This window comes from Parapedobacter sp. GCM10030251, from assembly GCF_042666505.1.
Taxonomy (GTDB): domain Bacteria; phylum Bacteroidota; class Bacteroidia; order Sphingobacteriales; family Sphingobacteriaceae; genus Parapedobacter.
The window spans coordinates 304,987-329,365 of record NZ_JBHTDN010000002.1 but is presented as its reverse complement, the minus strand read 5'-3'; the positions used below and the strand labels follow the sequence as shown (position 1 = coordinate 329,365).

At 49.7% G+C, this 24,379-nt stretch carries 13 protein-coding genes; 12 read left to right on the top strand and 1 reads right to left on the bottom strand.

The window, feature by feature from the left end; genetic code table 11:
- Positions 1–68 precede the first annotated feature (68 nt).
- The 8 genes from ACFQRK_RS07360 (at position 69) to ACFQRK_RS07325 (ending at position 13,014) form a co-directional block, all read left to right on the top strand.
- Complete coding sequence (locus tag ACFQRK_RS07360) at positions 69–632, top strand: RNA polymerase sigma factor (RefSeq protein WP_379005129.1); 564 nt, start codon at positions 69–71, stop codon at positions 630–632.
- A 58-nt stretch (positions 633–690) separates the two neighbouring features.
- Positions 691–1,893, top strand: coding sequence for a FecR family protein (locus ACFQRK_RS07355; RefSeq protein WP_379005127.1), 1,203 nt, complete (start codon positions 691–693; stop codon positions 1,891–1,893).
- Between the two features lie 189 nt (positions 1,894–2,082).
- The gene (locus ACFQRK_RS07350) at positions 2,083–5,439 is read left to right on the top strand and encodes a TonB-dependent receptor (RefSeq protein ID WP_379005125.1); all 3,357 of its coding nucleotides are present in this window, start codon (positions 2,083–2,085) and stop codon (positions 5,437–5,439) included.
- Positions 5,440–5,463: 24 nt separating this feature from the next.
- Complete coding sequence (locus tag ACFQRK_RS07345; protein WP_379005123.1) at positions 5,464–6,951, top strand: RagB/SusD family nutrient uptake outer membrane protein; 1,488 nt, start codon at positions 5,464–5,466, stop codon at positions 6,949–6,951.
- A gap of 268 nt (positions 6,952–7,219) precedes the next feature.
- A complete protein-coding gene (locus tag ACFQRK_RS07340) occupies positions 7,220–9,901 on the top strand; it encodes a c-type cytochrome (protein ID WP_379005121.1) in 2,682 nt (893 codons plus the stop codon).
- Positions 9,902–9,914: 13 nt separating this feature from the next.
- Positions 9,915–10,979: an aldose 1-epimerase family protein gene (locus ACFQRK_RS07335; protein ID WP_379005119.1), complete on the top strand. Its 1,065-nt coding sequence runs from the start codon at positions 9,915–9,917 to the stop codon at positions 10,977–10,979.
- Positions 10,980–11,081: 102 nt separating this feature from the next.
- A complete protein-coding gene (locus ACFQRK_RS07330; protein WP_379005117.1) occupies positions 11,082–12,116 on the top strand; it encodes a hypothetical protein in 1,035 nt (344 codons plus the stop codon).
- A 46-nt stretch (positions 12,117–12,162) separates the two neighbouring features.
- Positions 12,163–13,014 carry a sugar phosphate isomerase/epimerase family protein gene (locus ACFQRK_RS07325; RefSeq protein WP_379005115.1) on the top strand — a complete coding sequence of 284 codons (852 nt, stop codon included), beginning with the start codon at positions 12,163–12,165 and terminating at the stop codon, positions 13,012–13,014.
- Between the two features lie 262 nt (positions 13,015–13,276).
- On the opposite strand, the gene ACFQRK_RS07320 is transcribed toward ACFQRK_RS07325, so the two are convergent.
- Positions 13,277–16,456 (bottom strand): PVC-type heme-binding CxxCH protein, encoded by a 3,180-nt coding sequence (locus ACFQRK_RS07320; protein WP_379005113.1) that lies wholly within the window; start codon positions 16,454–16,456, stop codon positions 13,277–13,279.
- 394 nt (positions 16,457–16,850) lie between these two features.
- Between ACFQRK_RS07320 and ACFQRK_RS07315 the strand changes: the two genes are divergently transcribed.
- The 4 genes from ACFQRK_RS07315 to ACFQRK_RS07300 all read left to right on the top strand — a co-directional run bounded on the left by ACFQRK_RS07315 (position 16,851) and on the right by ACFQRK_RS07300 (position 24,358).
- Positions 16,851–18,110: an MFS transporter gene (locus tag ACFQRK_RS07315; protein WP_379005111.1), complete on the top strand. Its 1,260-nt coding sequence runs from the start codon at positions 16,851–16,853 to the stop codon at positions 18,108–18,110.
- A 287-nt stretch (positions 18,111–18,397) separates the two neighbouring features.
- On the top strand, positions 18,398–21,544 hold the full coding sequence (locus tag ACFQRK_RS07310) for a SusC/RagA family TonB-linked outer membrane protein (RefSeq protein ID WP_379005109.1): 3,147 nt from the start codon (positions 18,398–18,400) through the stop codon (positions 21,542–21,544).
- A 28-nt stretch (positions 21,545–21,572) separates the two neighbouring features.
- Entirely contained in the window at positions 21,573–23,075 is a 1,503-nt protein-coding gene (locus ACFQRK_RS07305; RefSeq protein WP_379005107.1) for a RagB/SusD family nutrient uptake outer membrane protein, read from the top strand.
- A 65-nt stretch (positions 23,076–23,140) separates the two neighbouring features.
- Complete coding sequence (locus ACFQRK_RS07300) at positions 23,141–24,358, top strand: hypothetical protein (RefSeq protein ID WP_379005105.1); 1,218 nt, start codon at positions 23,141–23,143, stop codon at positions 24,356–24,358.
- The last annotated feature ends 21 nt before the right edge of the window (positions 24,359–24,379 follow it).

Here is a 24,379-nt window from a genome sequence, read left to right as displayed (position 1 = left end):
TTTTTCTCCGAAAGGCGCTAACATTGCAATATACCAGTTATAGTAAATTGGAATACCAGCCTCCAATTATGGCGCTGAATAGACTATATAACGAAACTGATATATTGAAAAAGGTAGCAAACGGTGAGGAGAAAGCCTTTGCTAAATTGTTTTATACCTATTATAACCAGATCGGCGAGTTTATACAAGGGCTTACACAAGATCATGAAGTCACGGAGGAAATTGTGCAGGAGGTGTTCACCAAAATCTGGATTGATCGCAAGGCCCTTCGGCAGGTCAAAAGATTTGATGCGTACCTATTTATTCTATGCCGCAATCATACACTTAACCACATCCGCAAGCTAGTAGCCGAACGAGGAAAAAAAGAAGCCTATTTGTCGGAAGTCGATACCGTACAGCAGGCCGTGGAAATAAAAACCACGCGCGACCGGTACGAGCTGATCGATCAGGCAGTTAGATTATTACCGCCGCAGCAACAAAAAGTATTCGTCCTGAGAAGGCAGGGTCTGAAAAATCCGGAGATTTCCCAACAGATGAATCTATCGATCGAATCCGTAAAAAAATATCAGCATCTGGCGGTCAAGTTTATCAGCGAATTTGTAAAAAATCAAATTTCTATATCCACCTTTTGAAGATTTGGTGTCTTTATCATGTAAGGCCAATTAGAACTTGCTGTTCTGCTTTTGAAACATGGATAACGCCAGACTTCTGTTATTGATTGACCGCGCACTGACCGGTACCATCAGCGCCGTAGAGCGGGATGAGCTGCAGGCGTTGCTGGCCGACGTATCCGATGAAGATACGGTCATACAGGTGCTCGAAGACAGGTGGAAGCTGTTTGAACCCAAAACATCCGTTTTTTCGAAAGAAGAAGGCCAGGAAATCTTACAGCGGATCCTTGACGGTAGCGGAAATAAGCGCCCGTCGGACCGGGCAATGCGTAAACTTTCTCCTTGGTTTAAGGCGGTCGCAGTCATTTTGCTGTCAGCGGCCGTTTGGGGGATGATCGGTTTTTATTTCGATGACTGCGAGTCCAACGAACTGACCATCGAACAGGCCGTTGCTCAATCCCGGATCGAACCGGGTAGCGATAAGGCGATGATTGTGTTGGCTAATGGCAAAGCGGTGGCACTGGGTAAATCCAATACCGGATTATTGAGCAAGAAAGGGAAGGTGTATGTGTATAACTCGGCCGATGGTCGGATACTGTACGAAATTCATTCGGATCGCGTCACTGGTGACCCGTACCATACCGTCAAAATCCCTAAGGGGGGACATTACCATATCGCCCTGGAAGACGGTACAAAGATCCACTTAAACGCCGAATCATCGCTCCGTTTTCCTATTCGGTTTACCAATAAAAGACGTGAAGTGGAATTACGCGGGGAGGGACTATTTGAAGTAGCTGCTGATGCGGAAAGGCCTTTTCTGGTAAAAACCCCCTTCCAAACCATCCGCGTTTTGGGTACTACATTTAATATTCATGCATACCCAGAATTGGGTAAAATGAAAACAACCTTGGTGGAAGGGACTGTCGAAGTGCTGCAAAAAGACCGCGTTACAGCGCTCAGACCCGGAGAGGCGGCAGTAAGCAGACATGGGCAGCCGGAAGTTCACATAAAAAAAGCCGATATCGACAAAGATCTGGCATGGCATAACGACTATTTTCTTTTTGATAACGAAGATATTGTCAGCATTATGGACCGTGTGGCACGATGGTACGATATCGAGGTCAATTATAAGGGTACGTTCGAAAACATCCGCTTGGGCGGAATTTTTCAACGCTCTAAAAGCATCGTGCAATTGCTTGAAAGTTTCGAGGCAACGGGTTTGGTAAAATTTACGATTGAAGGAAGGAGGATTACGGTAATAGATAAGGCTATGATTAGATGACCAACGGTTACAGAAAAACCGAGGCGTTGGCCCGCACTCGGTTCCGTCTTACTAGTTAGACACCAAAAGTGACCACAAATTGATTAGCAACCAAATTATTAATCACAAATTGAGCTTCAAATGTATAAAAAAAAATATGTTTGGCATTGCCATAGACCATTTTTTAAACCGGTTAATGTTTTAGTCTGTATGAAGATTACTGTCTTGCTAACCGTGGTATTTGCGCAATTTGCTATGGCGAGTCACGGACAGAATGTAAACATTCGCGTGAGAAACACACCCGTGGCAACGGTGCTGTATCAGCTATCTCAACAGAGCGGCTATGACTTTATTTATGACGCTAGTTTATTAAACAATCGTGCACCGATATCGCTGGATGCCGAAAACCAGCCGTTGAAGGAAGTATTGGAACAATGTTTCACGGATCAAGCTGTTGAATTTGTCTTTAATGAAGACAAGACGGTAATTATCAGACTACGGAAATCTGCCGCGGTAAATACCGGAACACCGACTGCCGTTGGCCAGGAGCAGGTTGCGGGTACCGTGAAAGATGAGGCAGGCAATCCCTTGGAGGGCGTTTCCGTTTTGGTTCAGGGAACGTCGCGTGGCGCTGCCACCGATGCAAGTGGCCGTTTCCAGATCGAGGCAAAGAGCGGAGAGACGCTGGTTTTCAGAAATGTGGGCTATGTATCGCAGGAAATTGTTATTGGCAATCAAAAAACGCTCGATGTAGTCTTGGCTGAGGAAACGGAAGACCTGCAAGAGGTGGTGGTAGTGGGGTATGGCAGTCAGCAAAAAAAGGATGTTACCGGCTCAATTGCGCCGGTTAGTATGACCAATGTACGGGGGCAGTCGATCGCGAGCCTTGATCAGGGCTTATCGGGTCAGGTTGCGGGTGTGAATGTAAGCACGTCGAACGGGACACCCGGAGGCGGCCCCAAAATCCAGGTTCGGGGAATTGGTGCCATCGGTGCGGGCAGCGATCCACTTTATGTTATCGATGGTTTTCCGGTGCCATCCACTTCAGGCCAGCAGTCCAACGCCATGAGCGCGCTCAATCCGCAGGACATCGAGTCGATGACCGTATTGAAAGACGCTTCTGCAACGGCCATTTACGGTTCCAGAGGGGCGAACGGCGTGGTGATGATTACCACCAAGCGGGGAAGTACCGGCGAACCCCGCATTCAGGTTACCATGAGTTCGGGCTTGCAACAGGTGCCTCAAAAAGGTCGGCCCGACCTGATGAACGGACAGGAGTTTGCCCAATTTATGAAGGAATCGACGGAGGATAGAATACGGTTTGAGGAAGGGCGCGAACCTACCTTAGCAGATATTCCTGAAATCTATCGGAATCCAGAAGCAATTGGGAAAGGAACCGATTGGTACGATGCCATAACCCGTGTAGCGCCGATGTCCGATATCGGTCTCAGTGTCAGTGGTGGTACCGAAAAGATCCGGACATTTGTTTCCGCTGGTTATTTTAATCAAGGCGGTGCCTTGATTAATACCAAATTCGACCGTTTTTCACTGCGTGCAAATATGGACGCCAACATCACCAACCGCTTGAAAGTGGGGGTTAACCTGGCTCCATCGATGACGTTTCTGAAAGGCGGCGTACGTGGGCAGGGACGGGACGAAGGGTTCGAAATTGCGAATCCCATACCCGCTGCTTACAATGCGGATGGTAGCTACAACGACTACATCCAATCCCCGGGCACATTCGGCATTCCAAACCCCATCATGGTGTTAAATCAAACCACCAACAAAGCCAGTCGGACAAAAATCCTTATGAACGCTTTTGGTGAATTTGAAATCATTAAAAACCTGAAATTCCGATCGTCTTTCAACGTCGACTTTGAAGATAGCGATTCGGAGTACTTTCGGCCGTCTACCCTCGGCAACCAGAATGCTGCGCCGCCTTCCGTGCCGACAGGCAATTATGGAAACGTAAAGTACCTCAACTGGTTGAATGAAAATACGCTAACATACGATTACAATTCCACGTCAGGGCATTCAATCTCAGGATTGGTGGGGTACACGGTACAATCGAATAAGTTTTATGCCGCTCGGTTCGACGGCCAGCAGTTTCCTGACGATGATATTGAATCGTTAAACGCGGCGGCTCGGGTGATTGTGGGTAATATGGATATCAGTGACTGGGCACTGATCTCATACCTCGCTCGGGCGAATTATTCGTATGCAGATAAGTACCTGGTGACGGCTACCGTCCGGTCAGATGGATCCTCCCGTTTCGGCCCGAACAACCGCTGGGGAACATTTCCCTCCTTCGCATTGGGTTGGCGGCTATCCGAAGAGAACTTCCTGAAAAACAGTTCGTGGATCGATGAACTGAAATTGCGTGCTTCGTACGGCTTTACCGGAAACTTCAATATCGGGAATTATTCTTACATGAGTAATATCGGTACAAGAGACTACGTGTTTAATGGAACCCTGGGCAGCGGTCGCGTGATGACTTCCTTGGCCAATCCCAACCTGGGCTGGGAGCGGATGCGTGAACTCAACTTGGGTGTCGACTTCCATTTCCTGAACAACCGGATTAACCTAACAGCGGACTTCTACAACCGGAATACCCGGGACCTGTTGCTGAATGTTGAAATTCCGCAATCGTCCGGTTTCGGTACGGTCACGGAAAACCGGGGCGACGTCCGCAACCGCGGAGTGGAGCTGGGTATTCTTTCGCATAACATCGTGTCCGACAATTTCGATTGGTCGACCAATTTCAACATTTCTTTCAACCGCAATAAGGTGCTTGCGCTGGGAAGAAGCGAAGATCCGATCTATTCGGGGCAAAGCAGCGAGGGGAACCCAACGAACATTACCCGTATTGGACAACCCGTAGGGATGATCATCGGGTATGTCTATGAAGGGATCTACCAGAACGAGGCCGACCTGGCGAATTACCCGGCATTCCCCGGAGCTGTTCCGGGAAATATGCGATTCAGAGACGTAAATGGGGATGGCGAAATTACGCCATTCCAGGATTTTGACGTAATCGGAAATCCGTACCCGGATTTTAATTGGGGAATGACAAATACCTTGCGGTATAAAGCGTTTGATCTGCGGGTGATGGTAGTGGGCGCGATGGGAGCCGAGATGCTTCGTGCAACCAATTTCTATACCGGAAATATTGATGGTGTATTCAACGTGAACCGGAATGTGAAAGATCGGTGGCGTTCTCCCGAACAACCCGGGAATGGAATTGTGCCGACCACAACGGGAACGGGCAGGGGACGGGTGATGTACCGGGACACGCACAGTCTATGGGTGGAAAAAACAGATTATGCATGGATCAAGAACATTACGTTGGGATATAACCTCCCTGCCGCTTTGGTGGAGAACCGGTGGATAGAAGGCTTGCGGGTATATGGTACCGTCCAAAATGCATTCTTGTTTACGGGGTATAGCGGTAATCCCGAAGGGACAAATTACAATCGCCCCGATACGGGAGCCCTGGTGCCGGGCATCGACTATTCCGGCTATCCGGTTTCCCGTATTTATACCTTGGGCGTCAATGTTAGTTTTTAGTCACTCAATTAAAGGAGCAAATCGATGAAACACCAAAAATATTCGATCCTATTGCTGTTATTATTCACACTGGGATCCTGTCATCACCTATTGGATGTCAAGCCGCATACCTTTTCGAGCGGTGACAATTATTACCAAAACGAAGGACAATTCCTTCGGGCCGTTAACGGAGCGTACGGGTCCCTGCAGGAACTTTACACGGCCGATTATTTTTGGCCGATGACAGAAATGATAGCTGATAATACGAATTACCAGTTTGACGCATCCGATCGGGGCGCGCAGCAGCGCGAAGAAATCGACGAATTTCTGATTACATCGACCAATAACTACGTAAATAACACATGGAACATGCTTTATCGGAATATTATGGAGGCAAACGTGATCATTGATCGCATTGATCCCGTAGAATTTCCCGATGAGGCATTGAAAGCCCGATATAAAGGGGAAGCCCAATTTTTGCGCGCTTTTCAGTATTTTCATTTGGTTCGACTGTTCGGCCCCGTTCCGCTGGTGGTGAATGAAGTTGAGGATCCGGAAGGCGCGTTTATGGAAGGTAGGGCTAGTGTAGAGGCCGTTTACGAGCAGATTTTAGCCGACGTCAACGCCGCGATCGCCAGCCTGCCGGAATCCTATTCGGGAGCCGATATCGGCCGGGCAACAAAAGGGGCTGCGTTGACATTGTTGGGGGAAGTGCACATGACCTTACATAACTTCGACGAAGCAGCCGCGGCATTTGGGCAAGTGGTAGACTTAGGTTATAGTTTATTGCCTAACTACGCCGACAATTTCAATCCTGCATTCAAAAACAATGCAGAATCCGTATTTGCTATCCAATTCGATGCAGGATTGCAAACCGAAGCAAGTAATTTCATCTTTATGTTTGGCCCCCGGAATGCCAAAGATGAACTCATCGGCTTTCCGGGTACCCTTGGAGGCAGCAATATCCCGACTCCCAGCATATATCGCGCCTATGAAGAAGGCGACGCTCGCCGGGACGCATCAATAGCGATGTTCAGCGATGCGTCCAATGCGGGATTTGAAGAATCTAAGGCGTTTGATGGCGATATTCCTTTCATCCAGAAATATTACCATCCGCCCTTTTTGGAGGATGGACGCGCTAATGAAAATTGGCCGGTATACCGGTACGCTTATGTGTTGTTAATGTTGGCCGAGGCGTTAAATGAAACCGGAACAGGTGATCCCTATCCCTACATCAATGCGGTTAGAAAACGCGCCGGACTGGATCCATTGTCCGGCCTGAGTAAAGAGGCTTTCCGCGAAGCGGTTGCCCACGAACAACGCGTTGAAGTGGCGTTCGAGAATCACCGGTGGTACCAATTGCTGAGAACAGGCAAAGCCGTCGAGGTAATGACCGAGCATGGCATCGAGGAGAAGGCACGGTTGAATAGGCTTAGCGATGCTTCGTATACCATACAACCGCATAAGTTGTTGTTTCCCATTCCTGCCCGGGAAATACGCCTGAATGGATTTGAACAGAATCCGGGGTGGTAAATACGGATTAAGAGACACCGCAGCTTTGCATGCGAAAGGCAGCCTAGGGCCGTGGGCAACCTGGGCGTTCCGGTTGCCTTTCGCATGCAAAGTACCTCTCACAGGATAGCACAGGTTGCCTTTTTCTCTGAAAGGCGTTAGTATTGTAGCTTGCCAGTTATAGTAAATTGGAGAACCGGTATCCAATGGTGACACTGAATAGACTACACTACAAAACAATCTTTACATTCGCATACACTTGTACTAACAGATATATATGCAAACTTTTATGAAAAAATGCCCAGGTTTAGTAGCAGCGTTCGCAACGTTGTTGCTGGCTTCAGCGTGCCAAACTGACGAAAAAGAGACGGAACAACAGGTGAAGCTGAAACCTAAGGTGGAAAAAATCAACGTTGCTCCCGACTTCGTGGTAGAACATCTCTACAGCCCGTCGGAAAATAAAAAAGGCTCGTGGGTAGCCATGACGTTTGACGACAAAGGCCGGATGATCACATCCGATCAATACGGGTCGTTATACCGGATCACTCTTCCCGAAATCGGCGCCGATACGCTGACGGCCGAACCCGAGCGGCTGGTCATTCCGGGCGATGAATGGAAAGACGATACCACGCAGACAAAAGTGGGGATGGGCTATGCGCAGGGGCTGCTTTGGGCATTTAATAGCCTGTACGTGATGGTAAACCACCGGGGCGACGATAAGTTTGAAAAAAGCAGCGGTTTATACCGGCTGAAAGATACAAACAACGACGATCAGTTTGATGAAATCAAGCTGTTGAAGTCGTTCAACGGAGAAGGTGAACACGGTCCACATAGTATCATCCTGGCGCCTGATGGAAAGTCGTTATACCTCGTGTGCGGCAACCATACGGACGTGCCGGAGATGGACAGTTACCTCTTACCGTCCAATTGGAATGAAGACAACGTTTTCCAATTGATCAAAGACCCGCGCGGCCATGCGACGGATCGTATGGCACCTGGGGGATGGATCGCGCACACTGATTCATTGGGGCAACATTGGCAGATGGTAGCCGCCGGATTGCGGAATACATTTGATATCGCATTTAATGATGATGAGGAATTATTTGCCTATGATTCGGATATGGAGTGGGACTTCGGAATGCCTTGGTACCGGCCAACGCGCCTTCTGCACGTGGCCAAAGGCGCGGACTTCGGTTGGCGTACGGGCAATAGCAAATGGCCTACCTATTATCCGGATGAGCTTCCGTCTTTGCTTAACATTGGCCAGGGATCTCCTACAAACTTAGTATATACCGGCAATGCTAAATTCCCCGATAAGTACCGCAATAGCTTGCTGGCGTTTGATTGGAGTTTTGGTATCGTGTACGCCGTGCAGCTGGAACCTGATGGGGCAACGTATCGTGCCAAAGCCGAGGAGTTTCTTTCCGGAACGCCGCTGCCGCTTACCGACGGCACCATTGGTCCGGATGGCGCGCTTTATTTTCTTACCGGTGGACGGAGGTTGGAGTCCGACTTGTACAGGGTCTCCTACAAAAAGTATGACAAAGTAAAAGAAAAGAAGCAAGGAGCCCCCGATCTTACGGAAGAAATGGCCTTGCGTAAACGAATCGAAGGTTATTTTGAACATGCGCCCGATTCGAATGTGGTTTCTGAAATCTGGCCGTATCTGAATCACGACGATCGGCATGTCCGGTATGCCGCAACCGTTGCCTTGATGCACCAACCCCTCAAGTTATGGGGAAAGCGAGCGTTCCGCGAGCGAAACATCCGCACGGTAACAAATGCCATGGTTGCCATGGCTAAGACGGGACATCCCGAATTGCAGTCTATCATCCTGCGAAAATTGATGACCATCGATATCAATCGGATATCGCGGGAAAACAAAATAGGTTTGTTGCGGGCGGTTGAGCTGGCGCTCTATCGGATGGGGGATGTCCAACCCGAAATTGCAAACCGGTTAGCGGGGTATTTTGAAAATTCATACCCCACGACAGACAATGCCCTCAATCGGGAGTTCAGCAAAGTATTGATCCAGATCGGGGCACCTTATGCGGTAGAAAAAACGTTGTCGTTACTGGATAGTGCGAAGGACGATTCGACCACCTTGATGGCCACCCTAACCAACTCGTCTGATTTGATCCTGCGAAATCCGCAATATGGCATGGACATCGCCGGCACGCTCGCTAAGACCCCTCCGGCCCAGCAGATTTATTTTGCTACGGCGCTCAGCAAAGCATCGACAGGATGGACTCCTGAATTGTACGAGCACTATTTCAAGTGGTTTTACAATGCGTTCGGTTACAAAGGCGGTAACAGCTATATCGGTTTTATCGATGCGGCACGTAAGCTGGCGCTCGAAAAAGTGCCGAAAGATCAATTTGATCACTACAATACCATCTCCGGTGATTCGCTTCTTGCCGAATCCGGCAAAGCGCTGTTAGAAAACATTGTACCACCAAAAGGACCGGGGCGGAACTGGAAAATTGACGAAGCGGCGAAGGCGGTGGAGGCGGACAAAGGTGAAAGAAATTTTGAGCAAGGGAAATCACTGTTCGCGGCTGTACGTTGTGCATCGTGCCATATGATGCAGGGTGAGGGCGGTGCGATCGGACCGGATCTCACGCAGTTGGGAACGCGATTCTCCGTCCATGACATGCTGGAAGCTATTATCGAGCCGAATAAAGTCATTTCGGATCAATACGAATCCAAAGTGCTGGTTTTGAAAGATGGTTCTTCCGTATTGGGTAGGTTGATCAGCCAGGAGGGGGATGTGTATTCGGTGTCACAGAATCCGTATGCACCGCAGGTATTGAAAGAAATTCCTAAGAAAGATGTGGTTGAGATCAAAGTAGCCAAGGTTTCGACCATGCCTCCGGGAACGCTCAACGTGCTGAATGAAGAGGAGTTGAAAGACTTGATGGCCTATCTGATGGCTGGCGGAAATGAAAACAGCCCAGTGTATAAAAAGTAAATAAGCGGGTAAGATGACAGATTGGAAAGAGAAAGTGTCCAATCCCATGCAGGTCGGGGGCATTGAGACGGCGATTTTGGATAACGGCCCGGGCAAAGGCACGCGCATTGCCTGGGTAAATACCGGCGCCGGCCTTCGGTATAAAGTCGTCATTGACCGGGGCTTGGATATCGCAGATGCGTTTTACAATGCCCATAGCCTTGCCTGGATCAGCCATCTGGGCGTGGTGGCGCCGAGTCCCACGGGTTACCGGGGGATCGAGTGGCTCAACGGGTTTGGAGGGGGATTGCTGACGACGTGCGGCTTGGACCATGTCGGTGGTCCTGAATCAGACGAACAGGGCGACCGGGGGCTCCATAGCCAGTTCAGCGGGCTGCCGGCCACCATCGAATCGATCATCCAGCCGGACCCGCTCAGGGGCCGGCTGGATATGCAGATTACGGGCATTGTCAAACAATCCAGACCCCTGGGAACGCAACTGGTATTGAGGCGCACCCTTTCGGGTAGACTGGGCGAACCCGCCATTCGGATCCACGACGAGGTTATCAACCATGGAAATACACCAGCTCCCCACATGTTACTTTATCACATGAACTTGGGATGGCCTTTGATTGACGAAGGGGTAGACATTTGCTGGCAGGGGGCATGGGAATCGCGTGAAGGGGTAGACAAGGCCAAGATTTTTAAAGACGGACAACCTTTCCGGAAGGGGAGTCCGCCCCTTAAAGACCACGTAGGAGCCGGCGAAGAAGCGGCGTTCATTGATGTGACCGCCGATGACGAAGGGAAATGCTACTGTGGAATTCATAATCCGCATATCGGTATCGCATTGTCGATCGAATTCAACAAGGCACAGATGCCTTGGCTGACCAACTGGCAGCATTGGGGACCGGGGGAGTATGTGGTGGGGTTGGAACCCGGTACCCATCCGCCGATCGGTCAAGCTAAGGCCCGGAAAAACGGGGCGCTGATTTGGTTAGCGCCCCACGAACGAAGGGAATACGAATTGGTAGTGCGGGTTATGGACCAGCCGGCAGATATTGCTGATTTTTTACAGCGTAGTACAGGTAAGCAGTAAGCCACCAACGTGCGCCGGCATAAATCCGAAATCACGTGCCAGATTTTAGTAAGTAATCGTTATTTTAGAGCCATTATAATAACCCTTTAATCAATTATATTCATGAACAAAGGAAAAAAAATAGGGATGCTCTTTTTGTTAGTCGTGGTGTGTGGTTTTGCGGGTTGTTCAGGAGCTACTGCGGAGCGGGAGCGGCAACCTGAAGCAGAACAATGGGTGACTTATCAGGGAGAGGAAGGTCCCGGCAAAGGCAAGAACATTGTCTTCGTCAGCGGCGATGAAGAATATCGCTCCGAAGAAGCTTTGCCCATGCTGGCCCAGATACTGGCTAAGCGATTTGGTTTTACGTGTACGGTATTGTTTTCGATCGATTCGTTGACCGGTGAAATTGATGCGAACGAGCAATCTAATATTCCGGGTCTTGAAAAACTCGAGTCGGCCGATCTGATGGTGATTTTTACGCGGTTCCGTGAATTACCCCCGCATCAAATGCGTTATATCGACGCGTATTTAAAAGCAGGAAAGCCAGTGATCGGCCTGCGTACGTCCACACATGCATTCCATTATAAGAAGAATCCCGGCGACCCCTACGCGAAATACGACTTCCAGAGTTCGGTGCCGGGTTGGGAACAAGGATTCGGCAAGATCGTTCTGGGAGAAACTTGGGTTAGCCACCACGGTGACCATGGCAAAGAGGGTACGCGCGGCGTGAACAACGAGACGGCTGCGGCCAATCCGATATTAAATGGCGTCTCCGATATTTGGGTGCCCACCGATGTCTATACCGTAGGGCCGTTGGAGGATGCCGAGGTACTGATATACGGACAGTCTACCAGCGGTATGACGGCGGATGCACCCATCAACGAGGATAAAGAGGCGTTACCGGTCGCCTGGACCAGAAACTATGTCCTAGAAGGCGGAAAGTCGGGGAAAGCTTTTACAACCACCATGGGCGCATCAATAGATCTGTTAAATGAAGATTTGCGGCGATTGCTGATAAATGCTTGTTTTTGGGCGGTTGATCAACCCATTCCGGAAAAGGCAGATGTTGCCTTTATTTCGCCTTATCAACCCACAATGTTTGGATTCGATAGCTTCAAAAAAGGTAGCTTTCCAGCGGATTACCGGCTCAAATAAGAACAGTATACATACCCGAATTTGTCCATACTATAATAAAAAGAACATGTTACCAATTGGCGTCAATACATTTTTACTGACCTCTCCCTTTACCAATGAACGCATCGATATCATCCGGCAATTTAAGGACTGGGGATGCGATGCCATTGAAATTGCCCTCGAGGATGCTTCCCACATAGATCCGCATCTGATCAAACAAGCACTCGACGACAACGGTCTGCGTTGCTCCTCAATCTGTGCCGCAATGGGACCCGGCCGCGATTTACGTGGTAACGAAGCGGAGCAGCAGCAGGCAATCGATTATATTAGTCAGGTATTGGATGTGATGACTGTATTGGACTGCCCGGTGATGGTTGGGCCGCTTTATTCGACTGTGGGCCGGGCGGAGCAAACGGCGGAAGATGCGTACAAGTCGCAATGGGATGTCGTTGTGAAGCACCTAAAAACACTGGCGGCACGTGCGGGCGACTTGGGGAAGAAATTGGCAATAGAGCCTTTGAATCGATATGAGACGGATTTTATCAATACGTGCGAACAAGCACTCCGGCTGGTTGGCGATGTGGATCATGACGCGGTGGGACTGCTACTGGACACTTACCACATGAACATCGAAGAGAAGGATTCGGCGGCAGCGATCCGGAGAGCGGGAAAACACCTGTTGCACGTGCACGCCTGCGGTTGTGATCGGGGCGCGCCGGGAAATGATCACATCGATTGGGTAGGCATCCGGGATGCTTTGAAAGATATCGATTACTCAGGTAGTTTGGTTATCGAATCCTTTACGCCAGCAGTTAAAGTCATTGCCAAAGCAGCCTCTATCTGGCGTAACTTTGAGCCTTCCCGAGAAGCGATTGCCGTCAATGGGATCTCGTTTCTGCGGACGCACTTTGGTGCCTAATATTAGGTAACTCATACCGGAGACCGCCTGGAACCCGCTTCGGAGCTCAGTGCTAACTCAATGCATACTCGTTGTTTACTCAATCGCATGGGAGCAGACCAAGGTAGCATCCTGTATGCATCAAGTAAGCATGGAGTATGCATCGAGCTCCCTGGCTATCCCGGGGAAAGCTTCGGCAAGGGTGGAAAAATTGGGGATCTTTATGCCTGTTCGCCGTGAGACAACCCCCCAAGTTTCTTATTGCGCTCTTTTTCCCGTTCAATCATTTTGATAGCGGGTGCTCTTTAAGCAGCTCATCCGGGTGATAGAATCCCTTTTTGTCGGCAATTGCAGCCCGTATGGCTTTCACCTTTTCCGGATCAACCGGCGTGCCTTTATTGCCAAACGAATTTTTAACGTAGGTGAGTACGGCAGCCACTTCCTCATCGTTCATCAGGCCGCCAAACGGCGTCATGGGCACCTGTCCGGAATATTGGTGGCCGAGAACTTCCATCGGTCCCTGCATACCTTTTAACGTTAACTTAATCAAGCGGTCATCGTTATCCAGCCAAGGACTACCCGCCAGGGGCGGGAAGCCCGAACTCGGAAGTCCCTTTCCATCGGCTTGGTGGCAGGTTTCGCAGAAACCATCCTGCGCATAGAGCAATTGGCCCTTTTTGTAAAGTTCGAGGTCCTTGCCTTTTAAATGGGAGGCCACCGCTTGTTCCGTTTTGGGTTTTCCGTGGATATCGCCGTTCAGACGGGCAAACGCTGCCCCGTAGGCATCGGCCATCCAATCATCCAGCGGCTTCTTTGCCGCCACATCCAGAATTGCTAGCCCCGGTTCTTTATCCAGCCAGGATGCGGCTACCAGCGCTTCTAGGCGGACACGCCCATGTTCATCGGCAGCAGCTTCTTTCAATAAGTCGACTTGATCAGCTACCTGGTGACCGGTATAACGCACCACGCGTACCGCTGCCGCACGTACCCGATAATCCTTTGCGCGTATAAGCTCGTGGAGAAGTTGTTGATCCACGCGGTTAAGTCCCCAGCTCACCCATAACCCCTCCAATAGATGGTGTTCATAGCGGGGATCATTTTTGTCGAGGTTCTTGACCCAGGTTTTGAGGTGCGCCAATACCTCGGAGGAGTCCCGTCCGCGAAGTTCACGGCGTGTGCGATAGCGGGATCGGTATTCGGGCAACTTCAAATTGTCCAGCAGGGTGTCGATGGGGGCGCCCGCTATATAAGCAGGCGTTACCAAAGGCCTTGAAGGATACGTGATCCGATAAATCCGGCCGTGGGTATGGTCGCGCAGCGGATCGCGCTGGTTGTGTTGCATATGGCCGATCAGGACGTTATGCCAATCGATGACATAGAGCGAGCCATCGGGGGCAAACTCCAGGTCAACCGGTCGGAAATTGGGGTCTTCTGATCGCATAAGATCTTGTCTGTGATGGCTTTTATACCCTGTTCCGTCGTCTTCAAGCGTGTGTTGTTTGGTGCCTAAAAAGCCGATGGTGTTATTAATGAGGTAATCGCCCTGAACGTCATCGGGGAAGTGACGGCTTGAAATAAACTCCAATCCCGAAGTGGGACGTACCTGATGAGCCTCTTCAACCAGGTTGCGCGATTTGGGAGTGAAAATGCCATATATGGGCTTCACCGAGCCGGGCATCATCCAGCTGACCGCTGGCCCCGAGGTTTCGGCATAAAAATTCTGCCCCCAGTCATCAAAAGCGATCCCCCACGGGTTCGGAATGGAAAGCTGGGCAAATTCCAATTTGCGGCGGTTGGGATCGTACCGGAAGAAACCTCCGTTGGTCGTACGGACCGTGCCGTAGGGGGTTTCGATGTCACTGACGAGAAACACGCCCGTTCCCATGTAAATAGCTCCCGATGGATCGGTCGTATACGCATGGTGTGCATGATGCGTGTCGTGGTCGTCGAAGCCGCTTAGCAACACTTCTTTTTTATCTGCCTTACCGTCGCCGTCCGTGTCGGTAAGCAGTACGAAATCAGTGCCCTGCGAAACATATACACCTTCGGGAGCAATTTCAAATCCGACCGGCAGGTGGAGGCTATCCGCAAAAACGGTCTGTTTGTCGGCCTTGCCATCGTTGTTGGTGTCTTCGAAAATGAGGATTTTATCGTTAGGCTTAGGGTCCCCCGGTTTCCAATGGGGATAGGTCGGCATAATCGCGACCCAGAGCCGTCCCTGATTATCGAAAGACATTTGCATCGGCTTTTCAAGCTCGGGAAACTCTTCCTCGGAGGCAAAAAGTTCAATTTTATAGCCAGGCGCCATTTGGAATTTGCTGAGCGCCTCCTCGCCGTAAAGATACCGGGGGATGCCATTTTTACCGCTCGGTACGTAATTGGTTTTTACTTCGGGAAGTTTTGTTGTCAGCGCATCGGCACTGTCCAGGTTCATGCGTTCTCCCTTAAGGGCTTTCCAAATGGCTTGGTCGCGGATGGCGGTCATCTCCCGGATCTTGGCGATTTCCGCAGGATAATTATCCGGTCCGAACGGGTCGTAACGACGGCCGAAAGCCTGAACGCCATTGGGCATTTTAAAGTCTTTATGCCACATCCAGTTTTTTTCCATGACCGCGGCATGTACCAACCCACGGAGAGAATTGTCTTTCACTTTTTCGTTGCCGAAGACGGCATCCGCCAATAGCAAAGAGAACTTCTTATACCCTTCCTCATTGAGTTGCAGGCCATCAATCGTCCACTGTTGATCACCCTTGCCAAAAAGCTTTTTGAACGGTGTATACATGTCGACAAAAAGCACTTGGTTACTGTCTGCCACCTCTTTCATCGCCTGCGCGTACAACCGAAGATGTTCGTTTTCCGTTTTACCATCGGGCAGGTCGTATTTTGCAGAGAGGTCCTCGAAGGCGATGGGCGATACCAAGGCCAATTGCGGTGTCGATTCACCGTTATATCGCTGTTGCAACGTATGTTTTACAAACGCATCGAGTTCGCTTTTATAGCGTTGGATACCTGCCGGGCCGTCGAACGATTCAACCGATCCGAAAAAGGCGATAATGATGTCGGCCTTGTGCCGCGTAATCCATTCATCGGGCGTTTCAAAATGTCCCTGTGCGTTAGGGTCGTTCGTTAGTTCGGTCTGAAAGTTTTCGGCACCCGGGAAAGCCCAGGGGGAGGGGCGGCCCGAATGCGGACGAAAGCCGGGCGTATTGCCTCCGTCGCTCATGTTTCGGATATATAACAAACTATCCGGATACCGGAGTTGCATTTCTGTTTCAAAATGACCGAAATCCATCATTCTCGACCCGAGGTTGTTGCCAATCAAAATGATGTGTGCGTCTTTTTTCAGTTTCAGTGCATCACCGTATCGGTACGTGTTTGTGCATTGAAACAAGCATAAAGCGATGGCGAGAAATCCAAAGGATGTAACGTTTCTTCTCAATACTCCATAAAAGCAACTGTCCATACTCGTTTATTAGTGGAAAACAAAGGTCTGCCGACCGATTTTAAGTTTATAATACTGCAGTGTTTATTCGTGTATACTGACACTACGAATATATATTATTTTTTAGAATTAACTGTCATGGTCTATCCTTCTACCATAAGCAGGAAAGCGCAGGACGGAGTTATAAGATCCGAAGATTACCTTTGGATTATAGATGCTCCGTGCTCGGCGGTTATAGACTTACGAGGGGAAATATTTTTTCTTTGAACTGCAAAGCTGATAAAACCCCTGCGGTTTTTACCGATTTATCGGTATCTTTCGTGCGGATTTTTTTGTCAGCATCCGGCGAATGGGGTTCGCTGGGTTGACCAGTGTAAAGAAAAATAATAATAACCAATTAAAAAACTCACAAAAAATGAACGAAAACGTTAACAGAAGTGCCTTATTCAATGGATCTTGTTTCGCGCTCATAACGACGGCATTTACCTTTGCTATCCGGGCAGGTATTCTGCCTCAATTAGGCGAACAATTCAACCTGACGGCCGAACAGCTAGGATTTATTAATTCCATGTGGTTTTTGGGATTCCCGATTTCCATGATTATCGGAGGATTGGTTTACCATTCTTTCGGGGCCAAGAACATTATGCGGGTGGCGTTTGTTGCGCATACGTTGGGGATTTTGTTAACCATTTATTCGGGAGGATACACGGGCTTATTGATCTCTACGTTGTTCATCGGGTTTGGTAACGGGTGCACCGAAGCGGCTTGTAATCCGATGATTGCGGATATGTATTCCGACAATCACATTAAAATGAACAAGATGTTGAGCCGGTTTCACATGTGGTTCCCGGGAGGCATCCTGCTGGGTGCACTGATCTCTAAATTCATGACTGAAGCAGGTGGATTTCTCCAGCAATGGCAAACCCAAATGTGGGTATTGATGATTCCTACGATCATTTATGTCATACTGTTCTATGGTAAGACATTCCCTAAGGCCAAAGTGGAAGGTGCGACCTCCTTAGCGCAGAATTTTAAAGCGATGTTGACGCCAACCTTTCTCTTTTTGTTTTTCTGTATGGCGCTTACCGCAATCAGCGAGTTTGGGCCTCAGCAGTGGGTATCGATCGTTATGAGCCATAGTGGTGCTGACAGCATGTTGATATTGGCGTTGACCACCGGATTAATGGCCGTGGGTAGGTTTTTCGCCGGTCCTGTAGTACGGACATTGGGACAGACGGGCGTGTTGTTGGGAAGTGCCATTTTCGCGACCATAGGAATCTACCTCTTTAGTGTGGTAACCGGACCGATCGCTTACTTGGCAGCGGTGGTATTTGCAATAGGCGTCTGCTTCTTTTGGCCTGTGATGGTGGGATCCGTTGCACAGCGGGTGCCGCTTAGTGGTGCTTTAGGGATGTCGGTTATCGGAGGAATCGGAATGTTCTCGACAGCCATCTTTCAGCCGATAATCGGGGGTTGGATTGACGGAGCCCGCGAAAAGAACGCTGCCGCCGGATTGACGGATTCAGCATTGGAGCTTGCTACGGGACAGGATGCGTTGAGCAAAATGGTCTCGTTCCCTGCTATTTTAATTGTGTTGTTTATCATTTTCTTCTTTTGGCAGAAGTCATTAAAAAATAAAGCCGTAGAGACTGCTGCACCGCAGGCAATACATTAAGCGGTATCGAATAACTTTTAATCTTTAATAGGCGATAGCCTCCGCGCTATCAACCGGTATCGACGTCAAGACGCCGGATGGGGTAGGTACATGCAAAATTTGGCACACGACTTTACAAACGTCGCATTATAACAGATATTGATAACAGTTCGCTAACGTGTGTAACCGTTGTTTTAAAATTAAGAAGGCATCAATCGGATGAGTTCGACCGACGTCTTCATTCTACTCAGTATCGAAAGTTCTTAGGATAACAATTGATCGAGGTGTTAATTTAAAACCAATTAGTTATGACCAAATGTAAAGCAGAACAAATCAGTAGCAATGGTGGTTTCTCCGTGAAACAGCTGCGTTGGCGAAGCCGTGTGGCATGTATGCTTATCGGATTGGTAGTGGGTACAGTTCAGCTCGGAAGGGCTGAATTGTACCACCAACAACAAACGATTACCGGAAAGGTGACCGACGGTTCCCAGAACCCAATCAGCGGGGTTACGATCACCGAGAAGGGCACCGGTAACAGCACAAGTACGAACGACCAGGGCCAGTATACGATCACCTTGCAGAATGAAAATGCGGTGCTGGTAGTGAGCGCGCTGGGATATACATCGCAGGAAATTCCCGCAAAAGGAACCCCCCTTAATGTGACGTTGCAATCAAGTCAGACAGACCTCGATGAAGTGGTGGTCGTGGGTTATGGAACGCAGCGCAAGTCCGACTTAACCGGCGCAGTCGGAACGGTGCGGGCCGATGCATTACAGGAACGGCCGGCATCATCGCTTAACCAGAGTTTAGCCGGTCGGGTGACGGGGGTAGCCATATCATCGAACTCCGGGAGACCCGGGGGGCGGACGAATGTCCGGATACGCGGAGCGAGTTCCATCAGTGTGTCCAACAATCCGCTGTATGTGATTGACGGGGTTATCCTAACGACGGCCGGGCTCCAGAATGGCAGTACTCCCATCGATTATATAAATCCGAATGACATCGAATCGATCGAAGTATTGAAAGACGCTTCTTCTACCGCCATATACGGTGCGAGGGGAGCCAATGGCGTTATTTTGGTCACCACAAAGCGGGGAACTCCGGGCGGAGGCGGGTTAACGTATGACGCGGATTTCAGCATTGGCACGGCTCCCAAGCTATTGCCGGTATTGAGTTCCGAAGAATTTTTGCGGGTGGAGGAAATAGCCTATGCCAACGCCGAAAAATTTGATCCGGATGGCTGGGAAGACGGGACAAAGTATGTTGATCCAAGGACCAAACGTACCGACCCAAGGCTCTTTGACGGGCAGGGTAATCCATTGTATAACACCAACTGGCAAGAAGTCGCTTTCCAGGAGGCCTTTTCACAAAACCATCAGTTGGGATTTACGAACGGAAATGAAAAAGGGAGTTACGGCGCATTCTTGAACTATCGCAACGAAAACGGGATCATATACGGTTCGTGGCAAAAGCGATATGCTGGGCGCTTTGTGTTTGATACGGAAATCAAAGAATGGCTGAAGGTGGGTGGAACATTGGGATACAACGATCAGAATGAGAAGCAAATTGACCAGTTGGATGGGGGCGGTATTACGATGGTTCGGCAGATTCTTGAGGCCTTGCCCATCATCCCCGTGCGGTACTCGGACGGTTCGTGGGCAAGCAATCGCGATTACCCGGGTATGGAGGGAGGCGACAATCCGCTTCGTGTAGCCGAAGATCGCTTGTTTTTCCTGCGCACACAAACCATGCTCGGCAACATGTATGCCAACATCCGATTTGCTGAAAACTTGGAACTGAGGTCTATCCTCGGTACGAATGTGATCAACCAGCGTCGAGATTACTTCGCAGCCGCGGGAATGCAATACATATCAACCAATGGAAACGCTTCGGTGATCAATAATCGGTTCAATTCCTGGCAATTTGAAAACTACCTGACCTATAAGAAAGAGTTCGGCGACATTCATTCATTGAATGCCATGCTGGGACTTTCCTGGCAGCATGTCGGCCGCTTTGAAAGCGAAGCCAGCGCCGAGGGTTTTACCGATAGCTATTTTCAGTTTAACAACCTTGGGGCTGGTGCAACCGCATTGGCACCACGGTCCATCGCAGAGGGGTATGGTCTCAATTCCTATTTTACGCGATTGAATTATGCGTTGATGGGTAAATACCTGGTGACATTTACCGGTCGGATCGATGGATCATCAAAATTCGGCGAGCAGAATCAATATGCATTTTTTCCATCGGCGGCGGTTGCGTGGCGGGTTAGCGACGAACCCTTCATGCAGGACCTGCCGGCGATTTCCAACCTAAAAATACGGGCAAGTTACGGAGCTACGGGTAACTCCGAAATTCCTGCCTATCGGGCGCTTGCCGGTATGAACAACTACCCCGTTATTTTCGATGGGTCGCGCGAAATCGGTATTGGTGTGGGGCGCATGCCCAACCCGGACCTGCGGTGGGAAAAGACCCATCAGGTGGATGTAGGTCTGGAACTGGGACTTTTTACCAACCGGGTAAATCTCGAAGTGGATATCTACCGCCGGAAGGTCGATGACATGCTGCTGGATGCACCGCTGCCGCAGACCAGTGGATACGCCAGTATCTTCACGAACATCGGTAGCATGGAGAACCGGGGAATAGAAGTCGGCCTCAATACCACCAATATCGAGTCGGACGATTTTTCGTGGAACACGACCTTTAATATTTCCATCAACAAAAACAAGGTACTGGAACTTTCCGGAGGAAGTGACATCTTTCCGGGCGCGGCAACGATCGTCCGGGTTGGTGAGCCGGTAGGGTCATTTTTCGGGCGAGTGCACCTCGGAACGTGGTCTACCGCCGAAGCCGAGGAGGCGGCGATCTATAACGCGCTGCCGGGCGATGTCAAGTTTTTGGATTTGAATAACGATGGTGCGGTTAATGATAACGACCGGGCCATTATCGGGAAAGGCATTCCAGATGGATTCGGTACCTTCCTCAATACGTTCCGCTATAAAGCATGGTCATTGACGGTGGACCTGCAGTTTATGTATGGCAATGATGTGCTCGACCGGAGTATCCACTCTATAGAAGACAGACAGGGTATCGCAAACAGTTATAAAACGGTGTTGAACGCTTGGACGGAAGAGAATCAAAATACCCCGATTGCGCAGATCCGCCCCATCCCGGCCGGTTATGATACATACGACGATAGCCACAAAGTAAGAGATGCTTCTTTCATCCGGGGCAGAAACCTGCTGCTTGGATACGTGGTGCCTGCGAGCTTCGCTTCGCGGTTGAAGTTACAACGACTTCGGATTTTTGGGTCTGTCCAGAATTTTTTCGTCGCGACCAAATACAGTGGTTTCGATCCGGAAGTTTCCAATTCCAGTTCTGCCTTTGGTCAGGGATATGGATTGTATGACTATCCCCGGCCACGCGTATTCATGCTCGGATTAAATATTGGACTGTAAAGGTAGGTAATAGTAAAACGAAGAAGCGATGAACACACTTGCATTAAGATATATAACAGTGACGCTCGGAGTAGGGTCATTTGTATGGGGCGGCTGCTCCGAATTCCTGAAAGAAGCCGATCCCACCAATTTTACCGTTGAGCAATATTTCACAAAACCTGAACATGCGCGGAGTTCCGTGAACGCTATATATGCGAGCATGCGCGACCCGCTAAGCAGTGGCTTTAATGGGGGAGCCTGGATGATGACCGAGTTTGCCACGGGACTGGCAGCGACCGATTTGGGACAAGCTGCAAACAGCTATTTTGTCAAAGATCTCAATAACACGTCGGATAATGGATACGGCGCAACCTATTGGCAGAGTTACTATCGGGGAATAGCCAATGCGAATTTGTCGATTGCCAAAATTCCGGAAATCACAATGGATGAAGCAGAAGCTACCCGGCTATTGGGGGAAGCCCACTTTCTAAGGGCATGGTACTATTTTGAGCTGATCCGGATGTTTGGACATATTCCGTTAGTTACGGAACCGGTAAACCTCGAGTCCGAACAGTTGCGGCCGTCGCAGGCCGACCCGGAGGCGGTCTATGAGTTAATTGTTCAGGATCTCCAGACAGCGGAAGCATCCGGAATGCCTTGGACAGACGCTTCGGGCCGGGTGAGCTTGGGCGCAGTTAAATCCCTGCTGGCGGAGGTATATTTGACCATGGCTGGTTACCCGCTGCAAAAAGGCGAAGCGTATTACGGTCTAGCCGCAGAAAAGGCCAACGAGGTGATTGAGTCAGGAGAGTTCGAACTGTTTGACAACTACGACGACCTGCATGACCCCGCTATGAAAAACGTGGGAGAGAATATTTTTATGATCCAGTTTGCGACCCAGTTAATTCCGGGTAATTGGCAGGTTTCGATCATACCCTATAACAAGAACATTTCGCAGTATTCTGATGAAACGGGAGGTATCTACGCTACAGCGGATTTTGTGAGATCTTACGAGACAGGCGACCTCCGTGCGAAGGAAAAGCAATTTTTCTATACGAAGTTTACGCATGAGGACAGAAGGAATGAGGAGGTGAACCTAGGTGGGTATTTCATTTGGAAGCACTTTGATGAAGTAGCGCAGACGAGCACGGCAAACAGCGACCTGAATTGGCCGGTAATGCGCTATGCCAACCTATTATTGACTTATGCGGAAGCATCCAACGAGGTGAATGGGCCTACGGCGGATGCCTACGGGGCGGTGAATGCCATCCGGTCGCGGGCTGATCTGGAAGACCTCGAAGGGTTGTCAAAGGATCAGTTGCGGGAAGCGATATGGAAAGAACGGTGGTATGAACTGTGCTTTGAGAACAAAACCTGGTACGATATGGTCCGTTTGCGTAAGGCATTTAATGTCGAAACTAAGCAGTTTGAAGACTACGTAGGACATAAATTTTCCTATGGACCGGTTTTAAAAGAACGGGAACTGCTCTTTCCCATACCGACAGCGGAAGTGCGGAATAATACAAATTTGATACAAAACAAAGGCTATTAACAGGCAATAAGCGCCTATTTATGACGTATAATAAGTAAATTTAACCATAAATTATCAATCATTACATGGAAACAAGTAAGTTAGCAAAGAGTTCATTGGAACAGGGGGAAGGGATATTACGCTTGGCCCCGACGTGGGTGCCCCGGTCGTTTTGTGTACCGGGCCGGCGTATTAAGCTTCATCCCGACGATTACTACGTATTGGGAGGCGCGCGTGGCGGCATAGACGAACGTTGGTTTTCATCGACAACACCGGCGAAAAATGGCCCGCTTACGGGAGAAAATGAGGGGCTGAGCCCCGTGGTCTATGAAGACGGTGGGCGTACGCAGCAATTCCTGTTAAAGGACGCGGTCGATGAGCTAAAAGGCGAACTGATTGGTTCCCGCCTTTGGGATGAATACCAAAGCTGGCCGATTTATTCGAAATTCTTTGATAACATGGGGCCGCTACCCCACCACGTACACCATAACGACGAGAAGGCGGCACTGATCGGACAAAAAGGTAAGCCCGAGGCCTATTATTTCCCGCCACAGCTGAATAACCACGGTGGCGACTACCCCTACACCTTTATCGGCTTAGCACCGGGAACAACGAAGGACCAGATTCGGGAATGCCTTGTCAACTTCACGAAGGGCGACAATAAAATCACGAATTTTTCACAGGCGTATCGGCTTGAGCCAGGTACGGGATGGGATGTTCCTCCCGGACTGCTGCACGCGCCGGGAAGCTTGTGTACCTACGAGCCGCAGAAGGCCTCCGATGTGTTTGCGATGTATCAATCGCTGGTAAACGAGGCGATCATCCCGGAAGAACTCCTTTGGAACGGTACGCCGAAAGATCGGATCGGCGACTTCGACGAATTGATCGATGTGTTGGATTGGGAGCTGAACCTCGACCCCAATACCATGCAAAACCGGTTCATGGCACCTATCCCGGTGCGGAACGAAGCGGAGATGCGCGATGCCGGCTATGTTGAGAAATGGATATGCTACAAGTCGGATGCATTCAGTGCGAAAGAATTGACCGTACTTCCGGGAGCAACGGTAGTCATCCGGGATGCTGCGGCATATGGCATGATCATGATGCAGGGACATGGAACCATGGGCGTATGGGACATCGAAACACCGGCACTGATCCGCTATGGCCAATTGACGCACGACGAATATTTCGTGAGCGAACGTGCCGCGCAGGCGGGCGTAAAGATCGTAAACCGGTCAAAGACGGATCCAATCGTCATGCTGAAACATTTTGGTCCGGGCAATCCTGACCTCGTGTTATCGTAAATTATTTCGTGAACCAGAGAA